Here is a 21,968-nt window from a genome sequence, read left to right as displayed (position 1 = left end):
CACGATGGTGGCACGACATCCCCGGCGTCATCACCTGGTTATCCCGCCGAAAGCGTCACGTCGCCGGAATCGGCGCTCAGGGAGATCTTGCGGGGCGAGGCGGGGTCGGACTTGACCGAGACGGTGGCGTCACCGGACCCCACGTCCGTTCTGACGTCGTAGGAGCCGGCGGGCACGCGCAGGACGACGTCGCCCGAGTCGCAGTCCAGTTCGACGCTGTCGGGCGGGGAGGTGTACTTGAGCTCGATGTTGCCCGAGTCGTTCGTGGCGTGCACCTTCTTGCCGGTCATGCCCGAGCCGTCGAGGTCGCCGGAGCTGACCCGTGCGTCGAGCTGCCCGCTCAGCGCCCGCAAGGTGGCGTCGCCGGAATCCATGTCGAGATCGACGGCAAGGCCCTTGGGGATCTCGATCTTGTAGTCCACGCTGCAGCTCCCCCAGTTCGAGGGGCAGTCGTACGTCACGAAAAGCGCGTCGGTCTCGACCTTGTGCTGCGGCTTGGGCTTGTCGTCGTTCCGCCAACGCAAGGTCTCGACGACACGGACGGCGGGACCGTCGGTCTCGGTGATCACGACATCGCCGTTGTCACTCTTGACCCGCAACTTGGAGACCTTGTCCTTCACCTCGTAGGACACAGTGTCCTGGTTGGAGGAACCGCCCAGGCTCTCCAGCCCGCAACCCGTCAGCACCAGCGCGGCGGCCAGCAGCCCGCCCGCCACGGCAATCGTCTTCATGTCCCCGATCTTTCCGCGGGCATGACCCCCTCCGCATCGGGGATGCCCCCGAAGACGCCCCCAGGGGTACCCCAGCCTTTGACCCGGGAACCTCGGGCGGAGTAGCTTCACTTCCACAATCCAGAATCAGTTTTCCACTCTACGGAAAAGAGGGGACATGGAGATCACCGGCCCGATGCTCGAACGGTTCGACGAGATCCTCACGCCGGAGGCGCTCGGCTTCGTGGCGGCTCTCCAGCGGGAGTTCGGCGCCAGGCGGCTGGAGCTGCTCGAAGCCCGCCAGACCCGGCAGGCGGAGCTGTCGGCCGGCGGGACGCTCGACTTCCTGCCGGAGACCAAGGAGGTCAGGGAGGGCGACTGGCAGGTCGCGCCGCCGGCCCCTGGCCTGGAGGACCGCCGCGTCGAGATCACCGGGCCGGTCGACAGGAAGATGACGATCAACGCGCTCAACTCCGGCGCCAAGGTGTGGCTGGCCGACTTCGAGGACGCCAACTCGCCCCTGTGGGAGAACTGCGTGTCCGGGCAGCTCAACCTGCGCGAGGCGCTCGACCGGGCGATCGACTTCGAGACCGGCGGCAAGACGTACGCGCTGCGGCCCGACGACGAGCTGGCCACGATCGTGGTGCGCCCGCGCGGCTGGCACCTGGACGAGAAGCACGCCCAGGTGGACGGGCGGCCGGTGTCGGCGTCGCTGTTCGACTTCGGGCTCTACTTCTTCCACTGCGCGCAGCGGCAGCTCGACAAGGGCAAGGGGCCGTACTTCTACCTGCCGAAGATGGAGTCGCACCTGGAGGCGCGGCTCTGGAACGACGTGTTCACCCGGGCCCAGGAGCTCCTGGGCATCCCGTACGGGACCATCAGGGCGACCGTGCTCATCGAGACCTATCCGGCGGCGTTCGAGATGGAGGAGATCCTCTACGAGCTGCGCGACCACTCGGCCGGGCTCAACGCGGGCCGCTGGGACTACCTGTTCAGCGTGATCAAGAAGTTCCGCACGCGGGGGCGGGAGTTCCTGCTGCCCGAGCGGAACGCGGTGACGATGACCGCGCCGTTCATGCGGGCCTACACCGAGCTGCTGGTGCGGACGTGTCACAAGCGCGGCGCGCACGCCATCGGCGGGATGGCGGCGTTCATCCCCTCCCGGCGCGACCCCGAGGTCAACGCGGTGGCGCTGGAGAAGGTGCGGGCGGACAAGACGCGCGAGTCGGGCGACGGGTTCGACGGCTCCTGGGTGGCGCACCCCGACCTCGTGCCGGTGTGCCGCGAGGTGTTCGACGGCGTCCTGGGGGCGCGGCCCAACCAGCTCGACCGGCTGCGCGAGGACGTCCGCGTCTCGGCCGCCGACCTGCTGTCGGTCTCCGAGACGCCCGGCGAGATCACCGAGACGGGCCTGCGCAACAACGTCGACGTGGCCCTGCGCTACCTGGCCGCCTGGATGGGCGGGCTGGGCGCGGTCGCGATCCACAACCTCATGGAGGACGCCGCGACGGCCGAGATCTCCCGTTCGCAGATCTGGCAGTGGATCCACAACGACATCACGCTGGCCGACACCGGTGAGCAGGTGACCAAGGAGCTGGTCGAGCGGATCATCGCCGAGGAGCTGGCCCGGATCTCGGCCGAGCCGGGCTACGACGAGCGGCTGTTCGGGCAGGCGACGGCGCTGTTCAAGGAGGTGGCGCTGGACGACGACTTCGCCGAGTTCCTGACGCTGCCGGCGTACGCCCAGATGCCGTAGATGTGCTGGAGAGTGACTGGTGCTCGACACGCTGACGGCGGCGCTGCGCTCGCTGCTGCCTCCCGACTCGGTGATCACCGATCCGGTACGCCTGCGCACCTACGAGTGCGACGGGCTGACCAGCCACCGGGCGACGCCGGGCGTGGTCGTGCTGCCCGCGACGGCCGAGCAGGTCGCCGGGGTCGTCCGGCTGTGCAACGACTTCGGGGTGCCGTTCGTGGCCAGGGGGTCGGGCACGGGCCTGTCCGGCGGCGCGCTCCCCCGCGAGGACGGCGTGCTCATCGTCACCTCGAAGATGCGCCGGATCCTGGAGATCGACCTGCCCGACCGCAGGGCCGTGGTCGAGCCGGGCGTGACGAACCTGGCCATCACCGAGGCCGTGCGCGAGGCGGGCTACTACTACGCCCCCGACCCCTCCAGCCAGCAGGTCTGCTCGATCGGCGGCAACGTGGCGGAGAACTCCGGCGGCGCCCACTGCCTCAAGTACGGCTTCACCGTCAACCACGTCGAGGCGTGCGAGATCGTCACCCCCGACGGCGACCTGGTCGTCCTCGACCGCATGGACCCGGGCTACGACCTGCTCGGCGCGTTCGTCGGCTCGGAGGGCACGCTGGGCATCGCGACCAGGATCACCGTGCGGCTGAGCCGGGCGCCGGAGGCGGTGACCACGGTGCTGGCCGCGTTCGAGGACATCGAGCAGGGCGGCCGGGCGGTGTCGGCGATCATCGGGGCGGGCATCGTGCCGGCCGCGATCGAGATGATGGACGCGCTGGCCATCGAGGCCGCCGAGGCGGCGGTCGCCTGCTCCTACCCGCGGGGGGCGGGCGCGGTGCTGATCGTGGAGCTGGACGGGCCGCGGGAGTCGGTCGAGCGGGAGTTCGCGCGGCTGACGGAGATCTGCTCGGACGCCTTCGAGCTGCGTGTGGCGGCCGGTCCCGAGGAGCGCGCGGCCATCTGGAAGGGGCGCAAGTCGGCCTTCGCGGCGGTCGGCCGGATCAGCCCGGCCTACATCGTCCAGGACGGCGTCGTGCCGCGCACGTCGCTGCCCGGCGTGCTCGCGGCCATCGACCGGCTCTCGCGCGAGCACGGCATCAGGGTGGCCAACGTCTTCCACGCCGGCGACGGCAACCTGCACCCGCTGGTGCTGTTCGACGACGCCGATCCGGGCGCGGGCGAGCGGGCCGAGGCGGTCTCGGGCGCGATCCTCGACCTGTGCGTCGAGCACGGCGGCTCGATCACCGGCGAGCACGGCGTCGGGGTGGACAAGGCCCGCTACATGCCGAAGATGTTCACCGGCGCCGATCTGGACACCATGCAGCTCGTCCGGTGCGCGTTCGACCCGGGCGGCCTGTCCAACCCGGGCAAGGTGTTCCCCACGCCGCGGTTGTGCGGCGAGGTGCCGGGCGTGCGCAAGGGCGCGCACCCGCTGGTCGAGTCGGGCAGGGCGGAGCAGTTCTGATGGCGGATCCGTTCTCGGGCACCGGCGTGCCGGTCAGGGCGGCCGGGCCCGAAGACCCCGCGCACGAGTGGGGCGCCCGGTGGGTGGCGCTGCCGGGGACCGTCGAGGAGGTCGCCGCCGTGCTGCGCGCGTGCGCCGCGGCCGACCTGGCGGCGGTGCCCGTGGGAGGCGGCACGAAGCTGCACTGGGGTCCGCCGCCGGAGCGGTGCGACGTGCTGCTCGGCCTGTCCCGCCTGGACGCGGTCCTGGAGCACGCGGCGGGCGACCTGGTGGTGCGCGCGCAGGCCGGCGTGCGGACGGCGGCGCTGGCGGCGGCGCTCGCGGCGCGCGGGCAGGAGCTGGCGCTCGACGTGCCGTTCGCCGGGCAGGCGACCGTCGGGGGCACCCTCGCCGCCGCCCTGCCGGGCCCTCGCGCCTTCCGCCACGGCACCGCCCGCGACCTGCTCATCGGCGTCACGGTGGTGCTGGCCGACGGCACGATCGCCCGGTCGGGCGGCAAGGTGGTCAAGAACGTCGCGGGCTACGACCTCGGCAAGCTGTTCACCGGCTCGTACGGCACCCTCGGGGTGATCGCGGAGGCCACGTTCCGGCTGCATCCGCTGCCCGGCGAGCGGTGCTGGGTGGTCACCGTGATGCCCGCGGACGACGTGCCGGGCGTCGCGGCGGCGCTGGCGGCCGCGCAGGCCGAGCCGAGCGCGGTCGAGGTGGACCGTCCGGAGCCGGGCGGGCCGGTGACGCTGGCGGTGCTGGTGGAGGGCACGGCCGCGCGGGCACGCGCCGAGGCGCTGCGCGACCTGACCGGCGGCGGGGCGGTGACCGGCGAGCCGCCGTCCTGGTGGGGGGTGGTCCCACGGGGTGAGGTGCTGGTCGAGGTGCGTTTCCCGCCCGCGGCGGCCGGCGCCGTGCTGCGGGCGGCGGCCGGGTGCGGCCTGTCGCTGCGCGGGTCGGTGGTGGCCGGCCGGGTGCTGCTGGAGCCGGGCGCGCCCGTCGCCGAGGACGCGCTGCCGGGCCTGGTGAGCGGGCTGCGGGAGCGGGTCGAGGCCGCGGGCGGCCGGGTGAACGTGCTGGCCGCGCCGTGCGCCGGGGTCGACAGGTGGGGACGGGTGAGCGCGCTGCCGTTGATGCGGCGGGTCAAGGAACGGTTCGACCCCGGGCGCAGGATGTCGCCCGGACGGCTGGCGGGAGGCCTGTGACCATGGACCCGGAGCTGATCGGCGACTGCGTGCACTGCGGGTTCTGCCTGCCGACGTGCCCGACGTACGCGTTGTGGGGCGAGGAGATGGACTCGCCGCGCGGGCGCATCCACCTGATGAAGCAGCACGTCGAGGGCGTTCCGGTCACCCCGGAGATGGCCGGGCACTTCGACGCCTGCCTGGGCTGCATGGCGTGCGTCACGGCGTGCCCGTCGGGCGTGCGCTACGACCGGCTGATCGAGCAGACCCGCGCCGAGGTCGAGCGCACGCACGTGCGCGAGCCGCGGGAGCGGGCGGTGCGCGAGATCGTGTTCAGCCTGTTCCCCTACCCGCGCAGGCTGCGGCTGCTGCGGCCGACGATGTGGCTGGCCGGGCGGATGGCGCCGTTCCTGACGCGGGCCCATCCGAGCCTGGGCGCCATGGCCGCGCTCGCGCCGCGCGTGGAGCACCGGCAGCGCCTGCCGCGCCTGGTCAGGGCCAGGGGCCGGCGCAGGGCCGTGGTGGGCATGCTCACCGGGTGCGTGCAGGGCGAGTTCTTCCCGCAGGTGAACGCGGCCACCGCGCGGGTGCTCGCGCTGGAGGGCTGCGACGTGCTCGTCCCGGCCGGGCAGGGCTGCTGCGGGGCGCTCAGCGTGCACGCCGGGCGCGCCGATCAGGCCCGGCGGCTGGCCCGCCGGACGATCAGGGCGTTCCGGCGGGCGGGGGTCGAGACGGTCGTGGTGAACGCGGCCGGCTGCGGCTCCGTCATGAAGGAGTACGGCGAGCTGTTCGGCGCCGATCCCGGGTTCCGGGTGCGTGACCTGTCGGAGTTCCTGGCCGAGCTGGGCCCGGCGGCCAGGCGGCATCCGCTGCCGCTCACCGTCGCCTACCACGACGCCTGTCACCTGGCCCACGCCCAGGGCGTCCGGGCGCAGCCGCGCGAGCTGCTGCGCGGGATCCCCGGGCTGGAGCTGCGGGAGGTCCCGGAGTCGGCGATCTGCTGCGGGTCGGCGGGGACGTACAACATCCTGCAACCGGAGGCGGCCCGCGACCTCGGCGACCGGAAGGCCGGGGCGGTCGCCTCGACCGGGGCCGAGCTGCTGGTCTCGGCCAATCCGGGATGCACGATGCAGATCGCCACGGCGCTGCGCCGGGCCGGGAAGGAGATCAGGGTGGCCCACACCGCCGAAGTGCTGGACGCCTCCCTGCGCGGGGTGTCGCTGTGAGCGTGCAGTCGGTCGAGCGGGCGCTCGACGTGCTGGAGGCGCTGGCCGAGCACGGCGGCGAGGCCGGGCTGTCGGAGATAGCGGCGCGGACGGGCCTGCCGTACGGGACCATCCACCGGCTGCTGCAGACGCTGCTCGCCCGCGGTTACGTGCGCCAGGAGTCCGACCGCCGGTACGCGCTGGGCGGCGGGCTGGTCCGCCTGGGCGGCATCGCGGAGAGCATGGTGGGCGTGTGGGCGCAGCCGTACCTGACGCGGATGGTGGAGCTGTCCGGCGAGACGGCGAACCTGGCGGTGCTCGAAGGCGACTTCGTCGTCTACGTGGCGCAGGTGCCCTCGCCGCGCAGGTTGCGCATGTTCGCCGAGGTCGGCAGGCGGGTGCTGCCGCACAGCACGGCCGTGGGCAAGGCGCTGCTGGCCGGGCGGGCGGCCGCCGAGGCGATGGCGGTGTTCGAGCGTACGGGCATGCCGCGGCGCACCCCGAACACGATCACCGACGCGGCCGGCATGCTGGCCGAGCTCGGCCGGGTCAAGGAGCGCGGCTACGCGACGGACCTGGGCGAGGAGGAGCTGGGCGTCCACTGCCTGGCGGTGCCCGTCCGGGACGGCGAGCGGGTGGTGGCCGCGATGTCGGTGTCGGGGCCGGCCGAGCGCATCGACGCCCTCGACCGCGACGAGCTGGCCGAGGGCATGCGGATGATCGCCGCCGACTTCGGCCGCGAGCTCGCCCCGGCCTCGTCGAAGTAGCGCCTGCCGTCCGGCTTCGGCGGCTATTCTGTTGCGCTGTGAGCAACAGCACGACGGTTCAGTCCGTCGACCGGGCCATCGCGATCCTGGAGATCCTGGCCCGCGAGGGCGCCACCCGGGTGACGGACCTCGCGGTCGAGCTCGACGTGCACAAGTCCACCGCGTTCCGGCTGCTGGCCGCCCTGGAGCAGGGCGGGCTGGTGGAGCAGAGCGGCGACCGGGGGCGCTACCGGCTGGGGTTCGGCGTCGTCCGGCTGGCCGGCGCGGCCACGGCCCAGCTCGACCTGTCCAGGGAGGGCCGCGAGGTGTGCCTGCGGCTGGCCGAGGAGGTCGGCGAGACCGTCAACATCGCGGTCCCCCAGGACGGCGACACGGTCAACATCAGCCAGGTGCGCGGCCCGGCGGCGATCAGCGGCCACAACTGGGTCGGCCAGCGCACCCCGTCGCACGCCACCTCCAGCGGCAAGGTGCTGCTCGCCTTCGGCGCCCTGCGCCTGGCCGGCGAGCTGGAGCGCTACACCCCGCGCACCGTCACCTCCCCGGCCGGCCTGGGCCTGGAGGAGATCAGGCGGCGCGGGTGGGCGGCCACGGTGGAGGAGCTGGAGGTCGGGCTGAACGCGGTGGCGGCGCCGATCAGGGGGGCCGACGGCTCGGTGGTGGCGGCGGTGAGCGCGTCCGGGCCGTCGTACCGGCTCACGCCCGAGCGGCTGCCCGAGGTCGGTGAGCTGCTGGCCGCGGGCGCGAGGGAGATAAGCCAGCGCATCGGCTATTACCGTTGAGGGCATGTGCAGAAGCATCAAGACCCTGCGGCCGCCGTACGCCGAGAGCGTGACCGAGGACGACGTGCGGGCCGCCGCGCTCCAGTACGTCAGGAAGATCTCCGGATTCCGCGCCCCTGCCGCCCACAACGCCGAGGCGTTCGACCGGGCCGTGGAGGCGATCACCAGGGCCTCCGAGGAGCTGCTGGGGGCGCTGGAAGTCCGCGGCGGTCGGTGACCCGTCCGCGCCCCGGCGGGCCGGTCAGCGGGTGGCGGGGCCGTCGGGGGTGCAGAAGATCTTGAGTTCGACCTCCTCGCCGTCCTCCGGCTCGAACTCGACCTTCGCCTCGTGGGCCGGGCCGGGCTGGACGCCGTCCACCGAGTAGCCCTGGGCCGGGCTCCAGGAGCGCAGGGTGACCAGGCCGCCGGAGCAGGAGGCGATCACCGTGCCGGCGCCGGTGCGCATGAGCCGGTCCTGTGCGCGGGCGGACGTCCGCGGCACGGGCGTGGCGGCGCGCGCGGTGGCGGTGGAGAGCGCGGCGCGCACCTCCGGCCCGCTGAGCACGCGGCTGGACGTGCCGGTCACCCCGGTTCCGAGCAGGCCGAGCACGGCCACGGCCGCCCCGGTCGCGGCGGCCGCGGTGACGGCCCAGGCCAGCACGAGACGCTTCACGCTCACACCCTCCCCCACGTACGGCTAAGCGCAGGTTAAGGCGACGCTAACGATGCTCGGTGCATCACCACGGACCGTCTACGGTTTGGGTATATGGCTGACATCCTGCTCATCGAGGACGACGTGACCATCCGGACGTCGTTGAGCCGGGGCCTGCGCGATCTCGGCCACGCGGTCTCCTCCTCCCCGACCGCGCTGGAGGGGTTGCGGCTGGCCGTGCAGGACCGTCCCGACCTGATCGTGCTCGACCTGGGCCTGCCCGACCTCGACGGCGTCGAGCTGCTGCGCATGTTGCGAGCGGTGAGCCGGGTGCCGGTGATCGTGGCGACCGCCCGCGACGGCGACGCCGAGATGGTGCCCGTCCTGGACGCGGGGGCCGACGACTACGTGGTCAAGCCGTACAGCGCCCGGCAGCTCGACGCCCGGGTGCGGGCGGTGCTGCGGCGCGCGGGCGAGGCCGCGCCCGAGCCGCTGGCCGTGGGCGGGCTGCGGGTCGATCCCCGCGCGCGCACGGCCACGCTCGACGGCGTGTCCCTCGACCTCACGCCGCGCGAGTTCGACGTGCTGCACTTCCTCGCGGCCCGGCCCGGCGAGGTGGTCACCAAGCGCGAGCTGCTGACGGAGGTGTGGCGGCTGCCGTACGGCGGCGCCGACAAGACCGTGGACGTGCACCTGTCGTGGCTGCGCAGGAAGCTCGGCGAGACCGCGGCCGAGCCCCGCTACCTGCACACCGTCAGAGGCGTCGGGGTCAAGCTGGTCGGGCCGTCGTGAGGCGCTGGCTGGCGCTGCTGGTGGCGGCGACGACGTCGCTCGTGCTGATCGCGCTGCTGGTGCCGATGGCGCTGCTGATCGGCACGGTGGCCGAGAACGGCGCGATGAGCCGGGCCACCGCCGCCGCCGAGTCCGTCGCGGTCGCGGTCGGCACGCCCGACCTGCCGCTGGCCGTGGAGCAGGTGCCGCGGCGGGTGACGGTGTTCCTGCCCGGCGGGGGCACGATGGGCGCGCCTGCCGCCCGCTCCGACGCCGTGCGGCTGGCCGCGACGGGCCGCAGCGTGAGCGCCGCCGCCCCCGGCGGCCGGGAGGTGCTGGTCTCGGCGCAGTCCCCCGACGGCACGGCCGTGATCAGGGTGTTCGTGCCGGACGACGAGCTGACGCACGGCGTGCGGGCGGCCTGGCTGGCGCTGCTCGTGCTCGGGCTGGGGCTCATGGTGCTCGGCATCGTGCTGGCCGACCGGCTGGCGCTGGCCGTGACCAGGCCCGTGGTCGGGCTGGCGCGCGTGTCGCACCGGCTGGCCGGCGGCGACCTGAGCGCGCGGGCCGAGCCGGGCGGGCCGCCGGAGGTGCGCTCGGTGGCGCTGGCGCTCAACCATCTGGCCGGGCGCATCGGCGACCTGCTGGCCGCCGAGCGCGAGTCGGTCGCCGACCTGTCCCACCGGCTGCGCACGCCGCTGACCGGGCTGCGGCTGGAGGCCGAGTCGCTGCGCGACCCGGAGGAGGCCGCCCGGGTCCAGAACAGGGTGGACGCGCTGGAGCGGGCGGTCAGCGCGGTCATCACCGAGGCGCGGCGGCGCTCGGCCGGGCGCGGCTCGTGCGACGCGGCCGAGGTGGTGCGCGAGCGGGTGCGGTTCTGGTCGGTGCTGGCCGAGGACCAGGGGCGGCCGGTGTCGGTGTCGCTGCCCGACGCGCCCGCGCCGGTCGCCGTCGGCGGCGAGGAGCTGGCCGCGTGCGTGGACGCGCTGCTCGGCAACGTGTTCGCGCACACCCCGGAGGGCACCGCCATGGCCGTGCGGTTGTCGTCCCGGCCGGGCGGGGCGCTGCTGGTGGTCGAGGACTCGGGGCCGGGGTTCGACCCGGGGGCGCTGGCGCGGGGGATCAGCGGGGGCGGCTCGACCGGCCTGGGGCTGGACATCGCGCGGCGCACCGCCGAGTCGTGCGGCGGCACGCTCGTCGTCTCGGCGCCCGAGGGCGGCGGGGCCCGCGTGGAGCTGACGCTGACCGCCCCCGGCGGGGCCCTCAGCAGTCCTTGAGTATGCCTTCCATCGCGCTCTTCTCGCCGTCGGTGATCCAGACGTCGTACTTGCTCTTCACGTCGATCTGGCGGGCGATGTAGGCGCACCGGTACGCCTTGCGCGGCGGCAGCCAGGTGGCCGCGTCGGAGTCGCTCTTCTGGTTGTTCAGCGGGCCGTCCACCGCCAGCAGGTTCAGCGGGTCGTTGGCGAACTCCTTGCGCTTGGCGGGCGACCACTGCTGCGCGCCCTTCTGCCAGGCGTCCGACAGCGGCACCAGGTGGTCGATCTGGACGGCCGTGCTGGTGTCCTGGCCGCGCTTGAACTTGATGGTCTTGCCGCTGTAGGGGTCGTCCAGGGTGCCGGTGAGGACGATGCAGTCGTGGGTGCCCGACTTGAACGTCTCGTCCTTCAGGTCGCGCTTGAGGATGTCGTTGCGGGTGTCGCAGCCGTTGTGGTCGACGTCGGCCCAGGCGGGGCCGAACGCGTCGCGGTCGAAGCCGGTGCGCGGGGCCCGTCCCTTGACCTTGAGCTTGTCCAGCTTCTTGCGGGCGTCCGAGACCGACGCGGAGTCCGGTTTGGCCGGATCCGGGCCGCCCGACTGCGCCTCCAGGCCGCCGCAGCCGGCCAGCATCGTCACCATGGCCAGACCGGCCGTGAACGCCCGTGTGCGCACGTGATCCCCCAGACTTCGGTTTTCGTAAAGTCTAGGTATAGCAAGTACCCCTAAATGGTCTTATAACGCCAAAAGAGCGTCCAAGAGCCACTCTGCCAGGTACGCGGTGAACGACGACCTGACGTGGATCCGGTACTCGCCGGCCGCCCGCCGTTCCAGGATCACCGGGGCCCGGCCCAGCAGCGTCTGCGCGTGCCCGGGGAACACGTCGGGATGCAGGTCCACGGGACAGCCGGTGATCAGGACGTCGTCCGCCGCCGGCCCGGACAGCTCCAGGATCGTCCGCTGCCCCGAGACGTCCACCCAGCCTGGCCCCGGCGCGGCGTCCCCGGTCACCAGCCACCACGACGGGCCGAGCCGCAGGCCCACGCCGGGATCGGCGCCCCTGACCTCCCACATCGGCTCGAACGGCAGCTCGCGCAGCCGCACCGCCGGCCCGCTCGCCGCCGCGAACCGGCCGGCGAACGCCGCCGCCGGGCTCTCCCGCGCAGGGACGCCCCCGAGTGCCGCGGGCGCGTCGTCCTCCAGGGGGTCGCCGTCGCGGCGGGTGTTGTCCGGGTCGTACAGGACCGGCTCGACGACCGTCACGCCGGTGGCCGCCGTCCCCGACACCGCCGTGAGCCGGTCCCCGGGCACGACGTCCCTGACCATGGCCAGCCCGAACGTCCGGCCGAGCGCCGCACTGGCGTAGCCGGAGGTGACGTGCCCCAGCATGGGCGCGCCCGGCCCGCCCCTGACGAGCTGGGCGCCCTCCTCGATCGGCGCCGCGGGGTCGTCGGCGAGCAGGCCGACCAGGCGTTTGCGGCCCTCGCGGGCGGTGTCGGGGCGGGTGTGCGAGCGTTTGCCCACGAAGTCCGGCTTGCGCGGGGAGACGATCCACGACATGCCGAGGTCCTGCGGCGTGACCGTGCCGTCGGTCTCCTGGCCGACGATGGCGAACCCCTTCTCGGCCCGCAGCACGTGCATCGCCTCGGTCCCGTACGGCACCGCGCCCAGCTCCAGCACGGCCTCCCACAACGCCCTGCCGTACGGCCAGGGCACGTTCACCTCGTAGGCCAGCTCGCCGGAGAAGCTGATCCGGAACACCCGGCCGGGCACGCCGAGCACGTCCGTCCCGGCGTACCGCATGAAGGGCAGGCCGAGCGCGCCGGGCGCGACGGCGGCGATCACCCGCCGCGCCTTGGGGCCGGCCACGGCGACCGTCGCCCAGTGGTCGCTCACCGAGGTGAAGGAGACGTCGAGCTCCGGCCACTCGGTCTGCCGCCACTCCTCCAGCCAGTCGAGCACCGCGGCGGCGTTGCCGGTGGTCGTGGTCATCAGATAGTGGTCGGCGGCGAGCCTGGTCGTGGTGCCGTCGTCGAACACCATGCCGTCGGCCCGGCACATGAGCCCGTAGCGGCAGGCGCCGACGGCGAGCGTGGAGTACATGTTGGTGTAGATCCGGTCCAGGAACGCGCCCGCGTCCGCGCCCCGGAGGTCGATCTTGCCCAGGGTGGAGGCGTCCATGGCGGCGACGGAGGTGCGGGCGGCCCGGCACTCGCGCGCCACGGCGGCCTCCATGGTCTCGCCGTCCAGCGGGAAGTAGCGGGGGCGTTTCCACTGGCCGACGTCCTCGAACACCGCGCCCGCCGCGACGTGCGCGGCGTGCATGGCGGTGGTCCTGACCGGGTCGGAGAGCGCGCCCCGGTCGCGCCCGGCCAGCGTCGCGAACGAGACCGGCGTGTACGGCGGCCGGAACGTGGTCGTGCCCACCTGCCCCGGCGCGGTCCCGAGCAGCGCCGACATCACGCCCACGACGACCGTGCCCGACGTCTTGCCCTGGTCGGCGCCGGTGCCCGCGGTGGTGTAGCGCTTGACGTGCTCGACCGAGCGCATCCCGGTGCCGGTGGCCCTGGCCAGGTCGGCCACGGTCACGTCCCGGTGCAGGTCGGCGAAGGCGGGCTCGTCGCCGTCCCCCTCGACCAGCCACAAAGCGGCGGGTGGCCGCGGAGGGCGCTCGTCGCAGTCGGGCACGCGGAGTTCGCGGGCGGCGGATCCGGCGGCCTCCCGGCCGGCGGCGTGGCCGTCGGCGATGGCCTCGCGGGTGCCGTACCGGCCGCGGCAGGCGCCGGCGGAGCATTCGGCCTGCGCCGAGACGTCCGGGACGAACGCCTGCAACCCCTCGTCGAAGCGCACCCGTCCCTGTGACTGGCTGAACAGGTGCACGGCGGGGTTCCAGCCGCCCGCCACGGCCAGCAGGTCGGCCTCGATGTGCCGCTCCCCCACCCGCACGCCGGTCAGCACGCCGTCCGCGCCGGCCGTGGTGCCGGTGATCACCTGCCCGGCCAGGGCGTCGGGGGTGAGCCCTTCGGGGCGCGGATCGACGATCGCGGCGATCTCCACGCCGGCCGAGCGCAGGTCCGCGGCGGCCTCGTACCCGGAGTCGGCGCAGGCGAGGACGACCGCCCGGCGGCCGGGGAGCACGCCGTACCGGTTGGCGTAGGCGCGCGCGGCCGAGGCCAGCATGACGCCGGGCCGGTCGTTGCCGGGGAAGGCGAGCGAACGCTCGTGGGCGCCGGTCGCCAGGATGACCCGGCGGGCCCTGATGTGCCACAGCCGCTCGCCGCGCGCCCGCCGCTCGACGGCCACCACGTAGTTGTGGTCGTGGTAGCCGACGGCCGTGGTCCTGGTGAGCACCCGCACGCCGGACAGGTCGAGCGAGTCGACCCAGTCGAGCGCGGGCGCGCCGTCGAGCAGCACCCGGCTGTTCAGCAGGTCGCCGCCGAGGCGCGGCTGGTCGTCGAGCAGGATCACCCGGGCCGCGCGCGCCGCGGCGGCCGCCGCGAGCCCGGCCGGGCCGCCGCCGACCACCAGCACGTCGCAGTGCAGGTATCCCTTGTCGCAGCGCCGGTCGTCGGCCGCGTCGAGGTCCACCCGGCCCTTGCCGCGCAGGCTCCACGCCTCCAGCCCGTCGTACAGCTCCACGGTCGTGGCCGTCAGCATCGGGTCGGCGCCCACGCGGACCAGGGCGTTCGGCTCCTCGGGACCGGCCGAGAAGACGCCGCGCGGGCGGCCGGACTCCACACCGCGGCCCACCACCCGCACCCCGTTGCGCAGCAGCGCGGCGGCCAGCGTGTCGCCCGGTTCCCCCTGGAGGGGACGGCCGTCGAAGGTGAACCTCATGGCGCCTTCCTGATCTCGTGCGTGACCGTGTGCCGTTCGACGGTGAACCAGGTCCGGCAGCCGTGCGTGTGGAACCAGCGTTCGCGGAACCAGCCCTTGGGGTTGTCGCGCAGGAAGACGTAGGCGGCCCACTCCTGGTCGGACAGCTCGCCGGGAGCCTGCGGGTAGGAAATCCCGGCCTGGCCGCCGTAGTGGAACTCGGTCTCGTCGCGGGGGCCGCAGTGGGGGCAGTCGAGGAGCAGCATCAGTGGGCCACCGCCGCCGCGCCGTGCTCGTCCACGAGCGCGCCCGTGCTGAACCGCTCCAGCGCGAACGGCTCGGCCAGCGGGTGCGGCCGGCCGTTGGCGATCGTGTCGGCGTACACCCAGCCGGAGCCGGGGGTCGCCTTGAAGCCGCCGGTGCCCCACCCGGCGTTGACGTACAGACCGTCCACGGGGGTGGCGCCGATGATCGGGGAGGCGTCCGGCGAGACGTCCACGATCCCGGCCCACGTCCGCAGCACGCGGACCCGGCTGAACAGCGGGAACAGCTCCAGGGCGGCCGCCATCTGCGCCTCGATCACGTGGCACCCGCCGCGCTGCCCGTAGGAGTTGTACGCGTCGATGCCCGCCCCCATGACCAGCTCGCCCTTGTGCGCCTGGCTGACGTACACGTGGACGGCGTTGGACATGACGACGCAGTCGAGCACCGGCTCCAGCAGCTCCGACACCAGCGCCTGGAGCGGGTGCGACTGCAGCGGCAGCCGGATCCCGGCCCGCTCGGCCAGGACCGAGGTGTGCCCGGCCGAGGCGAGCGCGACCGTGCCCGCCGCGATGGGCCCGCGCGAGGTGCGCACGCCGGTCACCCGGTTGCCGGTGATCTCGAACCCGGTCACCTCGCAGCCCTGGATCAGGTCGACGCCGTACGCGTCGGCCTGGCGGGCCAGCGCCCAGGCGACGTGGTCGTGCTTGGCGATGCCGCCGCGCCGCTGCAGGGTGGCCCCCAGGACCGGGTAGCGGGCCCGGCCGGAGACGTTGACGATCGGGCAGAACTTCCTGACCTCGTCGGCGTCCAGCCATTCGGCGTCCACGCCGTTGAGCCGGTTGGCGTTGACCCGCCGCCTGCCCTCGCGCACGTCGTGCAGGTTGTGCGCCAGGTTGAGCACGCCGCGCTGGCTGAACTGCAGGTCGTAGTCCAGTTCGGCGCTCAGGCCCTCCCACAGCTTCAGCGAGTGCTCGTAGAGGGCGGCGCTCTCGTCCCACAGGTAGTTGGAGCGGATGATGGTGGTGTTGCGGGCCATGTTGCCGCCGGCCAGCCAGCCCTTCTCCAGGACGGCGACGTTCGTCAGGCCGTGGTTCCTGGCCAGGTAGTAGGCGGTGGCCAGGCCGTGCCCGCCGCCGCCCACGACGACCACGTCGTAGGAGGACCGCGGATCGGGGTTGCGCCAGAGGAAGCCGGGGTGGGTCAACGTCTGATCTTCTCCATCCGGGGGTCGAACAGCGGCTCGGCGGCGACCTCCGCGGGCACGCGGCGGCCGAAGTACGAGATGTCCACCCGCGTCCCCGGTCCGGCCAGCTCGGCCGGCAGCCAGGCGTAGGCGATCGGACGGCCGATGGTGTGCCCGTACGCGGCGCTGGTGACGTACCCGGCGACGCGGCCGGCGTGCCAGACCGGTTCCTTGCCCATGACCACCTCGGCGCTGAGCAGCGGCACGAGCCTGCGGGACGGCTCGGCGCGGAGCGCGTCGCGGCCGTGGAAGTCCTTGTCCTGCTTGACCGCGAAGCCCAGCCCGGCCTCGTACGGGTCGTGCTCGGTGGTCATGTCCACGCCCCAGAGCCGGTACCCCTTCTCCAGCCGGAGGCTGTTGAACGCGGCCCGCCCGCCCGCGACCGGCGTCCCGGCGGCCCGCAGCGTGTCCCACAGCTTGAGCCCCATGTCGGCGCCGGTGTAGAGCTCCCAGCCCAGCTCGCCCACGTACGAGACGCGCATCGCGAGCACCGGCACCTGCCCGACGTACCCGGACCGGCAGGTGAAGTAGCGGAAGCCCTCGTTGGACAGGTCCATGTCCGTGAGCCCCTGCACCAGCTCCCTGGCCTGCGGCCCCCACACGCCGACGCAGCAGGTGCCGGGCGTGATGTCCCTGATGTGCACCCCGCGGGGGGCGTGCCGGGTCAGCCAGTCGAGGTCGAGGTTGCCGTTCGCGCCGAGCTGGAACCTGTCCTCGGCCAGCCGCGCCGCCGTGAGGTCGGAGCGGATGCCGCCGCCGGCGTCCAGCAGCAGGGTGTAGGTGACCGTGCCGGGCTTCTTGTCCACGTTGTTGGTGGTCATGTGCTGGAGGAAGGCCGCCGCGCCCGGCCCGCTGACCTCGATGCGCTTGAGCGAGGTCATGTCGTAGAGCGCGACCCGCTCGCGGGTGGCCCACGCCTCGGCGGCCGCGACGGGCGACCAGTGACGGGCGGCCCACGCGTCCCGGCGGTCGGCGCCGATCCGCGGCTCTTCGAGGCCGGCGAGCAGCGGCTCGTTCGCCTCGAACCAGTGCGGACGTTCCCATCCGGCCGACTCCAGGAAGTACGCGCCCAGTTCCACCTGGCGCGGATGGAAGGGGCTGGTCCGCATCGGCCGCGGCGACTCCATGGGCTGCAACGGGTGGATGACGTCGTAGACCTCGACGAAGTTCTGCCTGCCGCGCTCCTCGACGTAGGCGGGCGACAGCTGCGCCTGCTCGAACCTGGCCGGTTCGCACTCGTGCAGGTCCACCTGCGACCGGCCGGTCACCAGCAGCTCGGCGACCGCCCTGGCCACCCCGGCCGAGTGCGTCACCCAGACGGCCTCGGCCAGCCAGAACCCGTCCAGGTGCGGTGCCTCGCCGATCAACGGGAAGCCGTCGGCGGTGAAGGAGAAGACGCCGTTGATGCCGTCCTCGTACTTGGATCCGGCCAGGGCGGGCAGCAGTTCGGCGGCGTCGCGCCAGGCGGGTTCGAAGTCCTCCTCGGTGAACGACTGGACCGAGGGCATGGTGGTGCCCTTGGGGCCGATCTCGTGCTGGGCGACCGGCATGGGGCGGTGGGCGTAGGAGCCGATGCCGATGCGGTCGCCGTGCTGCCGGGCGTACAGGTCGCGGTCCTGGTGGCGCAGGATGGGGCCCTCGGGCTGCGGGGGCAGGGGGCCGGACTTCGCGTACTGGTGGGCCAGCGGCAGCAGCGGCACGGTCAGCCCGGCCATCTCCCCGATCGACGGGCCCCAGAATCCGGCCGCGCACACGACCACGTCGGCCGGGATCGTCCGGTACTCCCCCGCGGCCAGGCAGGAGACGCCGGTGACCCGGCCGCCCTGCTGCTCGACGCCGGTGACGGTGTGCCCGCCGAGGAAGCGCGCCCCGCGTTCGGTGGCCCGCGCCGCCTGCGTCTCGCCGCAGGCCACGGCGGCGGCCAGGCCGTCGCTCGGCACGTGGAAGCCGCCCAGCACCCGGTCGCGGTCCAGCATCGGCCACAGCTCGGCGCACTGCGCGGCGTCCAGCAGGCGGCCCTCGACGCCCCACGACTGCGCCCAGCCGAGCTTGCGGTGCAGGTCGGTCCAGCGCTCGGGGGTGGTGGCCACCTCCAGGCCGCCGACCTGCCGGAAGCAGTGCGCGCCGAGCGCGGTGTACTTGCGCACGGTGTAGGCGGCGAACTCGGTCATGGTCTTGGACGGGTTCGTCTGGAAGACCAGGCCGGGGGCGTGCGAGCTGGAGCCGCCCGCGGCGAAGAGCGGGCCCTGCTCCACCACGGTGACGTCGCTCCAGCCGCGTTCGGTGAGCTCGTCGGCCACCGCGCACCCCACGATCCCGGCTCCGATGATCACCACGCGCGGCCGACCCATCACGCCTCCGGTTGTTCCTTAATACGCAACACGCACCGGACTACGCAACGAACATAAGGCCCTGGATCCCCGCGGACAAGAGCTAGCCGAGCGGCGAGGTGTCCCGTCCCAGGTACGTCACCGGCCCGGCGTCGGCCACCGCCAGCTCCACGAAGCCGAGCCGGTCGTAGAAGGCGCGCGCGGGCGCGTTCGTGCTGACCATCCCCAGATGCAGCCGCGGCACCCCGGCGGCGCGCAGGCCGTCGACGAAGGCGCTCATGAGCCGGCGTCCCCAGCCCTTGCCCTGCCAGTCGGGCAGCAGGTCGATGTGCAGGTGGGCGGGGTGATCGACCAGCTCGGGCACCAGCATGCGCTCGGGCCGGTGGTGCAGGGCGAGCATCACGTCGTCCGCCGTGACCGGCGGGTCGGCGGGAAGGGGGCAGCGCGCCGCGGACGCCGGGATCCACTCCTCGCGGTAGCGGCGGACGAACGCCGCCGTGTCCGCGGTGCCCACGACATAGCCGACGGCCTGGCCCGTGCCGTCGTCCACGACGTGGGCGTGCTCGGGCTCCAGGGTGACGTAGGGGGCGGCGAAGATGTCGCCCATGAGCAGGTCGGAGGCGTACTGGCCGCGGGCGTCGCCACCGGCGTCGGCCGTGCGCACGCAGATGTCGTAGACGGCGGCCAGATCGGCCGCACGGTAGGAACGTACGAAGGGGGCGGTCATTCCCGACAACGTACTAGAAGGACCGTCTAGGTGATCAGGATGCCGCCGTCCACCGGCAGCGTGACCCCGGTGACGTACGACGAGGCGTCGGAGGCCAGGAAGACCGCCGCCGCCACCAGCTCGGCCGGGTCGCCGGGCCGGTTCATCGGCACCCGCAGCTCCAGCATGCGTTCGAGGTAGCCGGGCGGATACTGCTCCGTCATCTCCGAGGCGAAGAACCCCGGCTCCAGGCAGTTGACCCGGATGCCGCGCCGGGCCGTCCACTGCTGGGCCAGGTCGCGGGTGAGCCCGGCCACGGCCGCCTTCGACGCGCTGTAGGCGGCCTGCGGCAGCCCGGCGGTGGTCGAGCCGAGGATGCTGCCGATGTTCACGATCGACGAGCCCGGCCGCATCACCCGCGCGCACGCCTGCGCCATCCAGTACGTGCCGTGCAGGTTGATCTCCACCACCCGGCGGAACTCCTCGGGCCGCTCACGCAGCGCGGGCACGGCGGTGCCGACCCCCGCGTTGTTGATCAGCACGTCGACCGCCCCGAACTCGGCCACGGCCGCGGCGACCAGCGCGTCGCACTCCTCCGGCGCCGCCACGTCGGTCGGGACGGGGAGGCAGCGGCGCCCGGTCTCCTCGACCAGGCGCCCGGTCTCCGCCAGCCGGTCCGCGCGCCGGGCGCCGATCACGACGTCGGCGCCGGCCTCGGCCAGCCCGCGGGCGAAGGCCACGCCCAGCCCCGACGACGCGCCCGTGACGATGGCGACCTTGCCGTCGAGGCTGAAGCGCTCCAGCACGTCAGAGCCCGTATTCCTTGACGATGCGCTCGTGCCGCTCGACCTCGACGTCGATCTCGCGGGCCAGGTCGAGCCAGGCCAGCGGGTGCACCCAGCGCTCGGTGGCGTCGTCGAGCAGGGCGTCGACCTCGGCGGGCGACACGTCCGGCGGCACCGCGACCCAGCCGAACACGCCTGGCAGCGACTCGCCGCTGGTCGGGTGGGTGACGGTGTAGTTCTCGTCGCTGTAGACCCACATCGGCCAGCCGCGCTCGGCCATGACCTCGGTGAACTCCGCCCAGTCCTCCTCGCTCGGCGCGGCGCCGTCGAAGAAGTAGCTGGTGTAACCGCCGGGACGCAGGATGCGCACGGCCGCGAACGGCGGCACGAAGTTCTGCTGCTCCTGCGGGTCTTCCGGGACGGGCTCCAGCAGCTGCGGGTCGAACACGACCAGGTCGCCGGCGTTGTAGTCCATGCCGCGCGGCTGCGGCAGCGCCAGCCGGGCGGTGGCCGGGCCGGTGCGGATGGACAGCACCTGGCGCTGGCCGCCGTCGGGCGCCGGGAGGATGAGCCGGATCAGGCCCATCTCCTCCTCGATCGGGCCCTGCTTGGACTTGATCGGCATGCCGATCTTGGCCGCGCCCTTGCGCACGGTGTCCCAGTCTTCTGCCGAGGTGGCCATGACGACCATGCGCCAGACGTCCTCGTCGGTCAGCTCGTCGAGCACCTCGGCCAGGACGCCGGCGGCCCTGTCGTTGTGGTCGAGCTGCTGGGCGGCGCCGGACAGCAGGCGCCTGGCCTCGATGCCGGCCCCGGCCGCGACCGCGTGCTCGGCGGCGTCGAGCGTCTCCGGCCAGCGCTCGCGGGCGCTGTGGAGCCTGGCCAGCGCGAGGTACTGGGCGGCGTGCGGCAGCAGCGCGGCCATCTGCTCCAGGCGCTCGTCCTGGCGGGCCTCGATGAGCAGGGTGGTCAGGTAGGCGATGTCGTCGGGGTCGGCCGAGGCGATGTCGCCGGAGTCGACCAGCAGCTTCCAGTAGATGTCGGCGCCCGCCGCGGGGAAGCCGAGGAAGCCGAGCGTGGTGGTGTGGCGGCGGGTGGCCTCCAGGTCCTCGCCGGACAGCGGCGCGAGCCAGCCCACCCACTTCTCGGGGTCGGCGTTGAAGCCGTCGGCGGCGTCGAACAGGCCGACCCGCTCGGTCAGGGGCCCGGGGGCCTCGGGCTCGGAGGTGGCGTCGGCGGCGGCCCGCAGCGCGGCGACGCGCTCGGTCAGGTCGCCGGTCTCGCCGCGCAGCTCCGCCGCGCCGGACTCGGCCAGGTCGGCCAGCAGGCGGGCCTGCCACACGCCGTTCCTGGCCAGGGCCAGCTCGCCCGCGACCAGCGCGAGCTCGACGCGGGCGCGGTAGCCGCCCATCATGCCGAAGTAGTCGATCCACTGGCGCAGCACCCGGCCGAGCTGCCAGGTGTTGGTGATCTGGGAGGACCCGGCCAGCTTGGCGACCGCGCGCGACCACTCGACGAAGACGCGCGGGTGCTCGCCGACCACGTCGAGGTCGGGCAGCGCGTCGACGGCCTCGGCCGTGCGGCCGAGCTCGGCCAGGATGAGCGCGCGGCGCACGCCCTCGCGGTGGGCCTTGGCGGGCGGGTCGTCGGGGGCGAGGTCGGCGGCGGCCTGCAGGGCGGCCAGCGCGTCGTCGGCCCGGCCGGCGGCCAGCAGGGCGCGGGCGCCCTCGGCGCCGAGCTCCCAGCTCGCCGCGCGACCGGCCGTGCGCAGCCGCTCGACCGCGGACTCGGCGTAGGCGACGGCCTCGCCGGCCTTGCCCGCGTCGACGAGCGCCGCGACGTACTGGGTGACCAGGCCGCTGAAGGCGGGCCGCTCCGGGCTCATGCCCTCAAGGAAGGCGCCCACCGTCTCCAGGCGGTCGCCGGCGTAGCCGGGGCCGTCGGTGTTGGCCCACACGATGGCCATCGCCTCGACGGCGGCCGGGGTGGCCGGGCAGTCGCGCACGTCTTCGCGCTGGGCGAACGTGAGCAGCTGCCGCGCGTCGTCGATGGCCACCGCGCCCTGGGCCCGGTCGCCGATGCGGCCCATGAGGTGCCAGTAGCGGGCGTAGAACTCCAGCCAGGGCAGCTCCAGCGTCTCGGCCTGCTGGGCGATGGCCGGGGCCATCACGTCGAGCTGCGGATACCGGCCCTCGTAGGCCTGTGCGGGAAGGTCTCCCAGCGCCATGGCGAGGCCAACGTTGCCCGCCTCGGAAAGCTGCTGCTGGGTTTCGCCGACCCAGGCCCAGATGTCCACGTCCATGGGCAGTCAGTCTGC

Annotated in this window: 19 protein-coding genes; 9 read left to right on the top strand and 10 right to left on the bottom strand. The window is 73.7% G+C overall.

Going from position 1 to position 21,968, the window contains the following annotated elements:
• Positions 1–38 precede the first annotated feature (38 nt).
• The gene (locus ABT158_RS10195; RefSeq protein WP_352352433.1) at positions 39–731 is read right to left on the bottom strand and encodes a DUF4097 family beta strand repeat-containing protein; all 693 of its coding nucleotides are present in this window, start codon (positions 729–731) and stop codon (positions 39–41) included.
• 157 nt (positions 732–888) lie between these two features.
• Between ABT158_RS10195 and aceB the strand changes: the two genes are divergently transcribed.
• Genes aceB through ABT158_RS10160 form a run of 7 tightly spaced genes read left to right on the top strand, consistent with a single transcriptional unit; the run spans position 889 to position 8,065 of the window.
• Complete coding sequence (gene aceB / locus ABT158_RS10190; RefSeq protein ID WP_352352432.1) at positions 889–2,466, top strand: malate synthase A; 1,578 nt, start codon at positions 889–891, stop codon at positions 2,464–2,466.
• Positions 2,467–2,485: 19 nt separating this feature from the next.
• On the top strand, positions 2,486–3,925 hold the full coding sequence (locus ABT158_RS10185) for an FAD-linked oxidase C-terminal domain-containing protein (protein ID WP_352352431.1): 1,440 nt from the start codon (positions 2,486–2,488) through the stop codon (positions 3,923–3,925).
• A complete protein-coding gene (locus ABT158_RS10180) occupies positions 3,925–5,118 on the top strand; it encodes an FAD-binding oxidoreductase (protein WP_352352430.1) in 1,194 nt (397 codons plus the stop codon). Before ABT158_RS10185 ends, ABT158_RS10180 begins: the two co-directional genes overlap by 1 nt.
• Positions 5,119–5,120: 2 nt before the next feature.
• On the top strand, positions 5,121–6,323 hold the full coding sequence (locus ABT158_RS10175) for a (Fe-S)-binding protein (RefSeq protein ID WP_352352799.1): 1,203 nt from the start codon (positions 5,121–5,123) through the stop codon (positions 6,321–6,323).
• Positions 6,320–7,069 (top strand): IclR family transcriptional regulator, encoded by a 750-nt coding sequence (locus ABT158_RS10170; protein WP_352352429.1) that lies wholly within the window; start codon positions 6,320–6,322, stop codon positions 7,067–7,069. The genes ABT158_RS10175 and ABT158_RS10170 overlap by 4 nt, the downstream gene beginning before the upstream one ends.
• Before the next feature lie 38 nt (positions 7,070–7,107).
• The gene (locus tag ABT158_RS10165; RefSeq protein ID WP_352352428.1) at positions 7,108–7,848 is read left to right on the top strand and encodes an IclR family transcriptional regulator; all 741 of its coding nucleotides are present in this window, start codon (positions 7,108–7,110) and stop codon (positions 7,846–7,848) included.
• Between the two features lie 4 nt (positions 7,849–7,852).
• Positions 7,853–8,065: a DUF2277 domain-containing protein gene (locus ABT158_RS10160; protein WP_352322770.1), complete on the top strand. Its 213-nt coding sequence runs from the start codon at positions 7,853–7,855 to the stop codon at positions 8,063–8,065.
• Between the two features lie 24 nt (positions 8,066–8,089).
• Here ABT158_RS10160 and ABT158_RS10155 read toward each other — a convergent pair whose 3' ends face one another.
• Positions 8,090–8,500: a hypothetical protein gene (locus ABT158_RS10155; protein ID WP_352352427.1), complete on the bottom strand. Its 411-nt coding sequence runs from the start codon at positions 8,498–8,500 to the stop codon at positions 8,090–8,092.
• Positions 8,501–8,593: 93 nt separating this feature from the next.
• On the opposite strand from ABT158_RS10155, the gene ABT158_RS10150 reads away from it, so the two are divergent.
• Together ABT158_RS10150 and ABT158_RS10145 are read left to right on the top strand one after the other, a co-directional pair.
• A complete protein-coding gene (locus tag ABT158_RS10150; RefSeq protein ID WP_352322768.1) occupies positions 8,594–9,271 on the top strand; it encodes a response regulator transcription factor in 678 nt (225 codons plus the stop codon).
• Positions 9,268–10,527, top strand: coding sequence for a sensor histidine kinase (locus ABT158_RS10145; RefSeq protein ID WP_352352426.1), 1,260 nt, complete (start codon positions 9,268–9,270; stop codon positions 10,525–10,527). The genes ABT158_RS10150 and ABT158_RS10145 overlap by 4 nt, the downstream gene beginning before the upstream one ends.
• Here ABT158_RS10145 and ABT158_RS10140 read toward each other — a convergent pair.
• From ABT158_RS10140 to ABT158_RS10105, 8 genes are all read right to left on the bottom strand, one after another.
• The gene (locus tag ABT158_RS10140) at positions 10,514–11,182 is read right to left on the bottom strand and encodes an HNH endonuclease family protein (RefSeq protein WP_352352425.1); all 669 of its coding nucleotides are present in this window, start codon (positions 11,180–11,182) and stop codon (positions 10,514–10,516) included. The genes ABT158_RS10145 and ABT158_RS10140 overlap by 14 nt on opposite strands.
• Positions 11,183–11,242: 60 nt before the next feature.
• On the bottom strand, positions 11,243–14,344 hold the full coding sequence (locus ABT158_RS10135) for a 2Fe-2S iron-sulfur cluster-binding protein (RefSeq protein WP_352352424.1): 3,102 nt from the start codon (positions 14,342–14,344) through the stop codon (positions 11,243–11,245).
• Positions 14,341–14,589 carry a sarcosine oxidase subunit delta gene (locus ABT158_RS10130; protein WP_352352423.1) on the bottom strand — a complete coding sequence of 83 codons (249 nt, stop codon included), beginning with the start codon at positions 14,587–14,589 and terminating at the stop codon, positions 14,341–14,343. The genes ABT158_RS10135 and ABT158_RS10130 overlap by 4 nt, the downstream gene beginning before the upstream one ends.
• Positions 14,589–15,791: a sarcosine oxidase subunit beta family protein gene (locus ABT158_RS10125; RefSeq protein WP_352352422.1), complete on the bottom strand. Its 1,203-nt coding sequence runs from the start codon at positions 15,789–15,791 to the stop codon at positions 14,589–14,591. The genes ABT158_RS10130 and ABT158_RS10125 overlap by 1 nt, the downstream gene beginning before the upstream one ends.
• Entirely contained in the window at positions 15,788–18,181 is a 2,394-nt protein-coding gene (locus ABT158_RS10120) for a GcvT family protein (RefSeq protein ID WP_352352421.1), read from the bottom strand. The genes ABT158_RS10125 and ABT158_RS10120 overlap by 4 nt, the downstream gene beginning before the upstream one ends.
• An 82-nt stretch (positions 18,182–18,263) precedes the next feature.
• The gene (locus ABT158_RS10115; RefSeq protein ID WP_352352420.1) at positions 18,264–18,887 is read right to left on the bottom strand and encodes a GNAT family N-acetyltransferase; all 624 of its coding nucleotides are present in this window, start codon (positions 18,885–18,887) and stop codon (positions 18,264–18,266) included.
• A 26-nt stretch (positions 18,888–18,913) separates the two neighbouring features.
• Positions 18,914–19,672: an SDR family NAD(P)-dependent oxidoreductase gene (locus tag ABT158_RS10110; RefSeq protein ID WP_352352419.1), complete on the bottom strand. Its 759-nt coding sequence runs from the start codon at positions 19,670–19,672 to the stop codon at positions 18,914–18,916.
• A 1-nt stretch (position 19,673) separates the two neighbouring features.
• Positions 19,674–21,953, bottom strand: a complete 2,280-nt coding sequence (locus ABT158_RS10105) for a tetratricopeptide repeat protein (protein WP_352352418.1) — start codon at positions 21,951–21,953, stop codon at positions 19,674–19,676.
• Positions 21,954–21,968: the final 15 nt, after the last annotated feature.

This window comes from Nonomuraea sp. NPDC001636 (assembly GCF_040298265.1).
GTDB lineage: Bacteria > Actinomycetota > Actinomycetes > Streptosporangiales > Streptosporangiaceae > Nonomuraea.
Note: the sequence above shows the minus strand (reverse complement) of the source record. Positions and strands in the feature narration are given on the sequence as shown.

Excerpts from the sequence above, each read along its gene's own strand:
- ABT158_RS10195 (WP_352352433.1), bottom strand. The coding sequence starts at position 731 with ATGAAGACGATTGCCGTGGCGGGCGGGCTGCTGGCCGCCGCGCTGGTG.
- aceB (WP_352352432.1), top strand. The coding sequence starts at position 889 with ATGGAGATCACCGGCCCGATGCTCGAACGGTTCGACGAGATCCTCACG.
- ABT158_RS10180 (WP_352352430.1), top strand. The coding sequence starts at position 3,925 with ATGGCGGATCCGTTCTCGGGCACCGGCGTGCCGGTCAGGGCGGCCGGG.
- ABT158_RS10175 (WP_352352799.1), top strand. The coding sequence starts at position 5,121 with ATGGACCCGGAGCTGATCGGCGACTGCGTGCACTGCGGGTTCTGCCTG.
- ABT158_RS10160 (WP_352322770.1), top strand. The coding sequence starts at position 7,853 with ATGTGCAGAAGCATCAAGACCCTGCGGCCGCCGTACGCCGAGAGCGTG.
- ABT158_RS10150 (WP_352322768.1), top strand. The coding sequence starts at position 8,594 with ATGGCTGACATCCTGCTCATCGAGGACGACGTGACCATCCGGACGTCG.
- ABT158_RS10135 (WP_352352424.1), bottom strand. The coding sequence starts at position 14,344 with ATGAGGTTCACCTTCGACGGCCGTCCCCTCCAGGGGGAACCGGGCGAC.
- ABT158_RS10130 (WP_352352423.1), bottom strand. The coding sequence starts at position 14,589 with ATGCTGCTCCTCGACTGCCCCCACTGCGGCCCCCGCGACGAGACCGAG.
- ABT158_RS10120 (WP_352352421.1), bottom strand. The coding sequence starts at position 18,181 with ATGGGTCGGCCGCGCGTGGTGATCATCGGAGCCGGGATCGTGGGGTGC.
- ABT158_RS10115 (WP_352352420.1), bottom strand. The coding sequence starts at position 18,887 with ATGACCGCCCCCTTCGTACGTTCCTACCGTGCGGCCGATCTGGCCGCC.
- ABT158_RS10105 (WP_352352418.1), bottom strand. The coding sequence starts at position 21,953 with ATGGACGTGGACATCTGGGCCTGGGTCGGCGAAACCCAGCAGCAGCTT.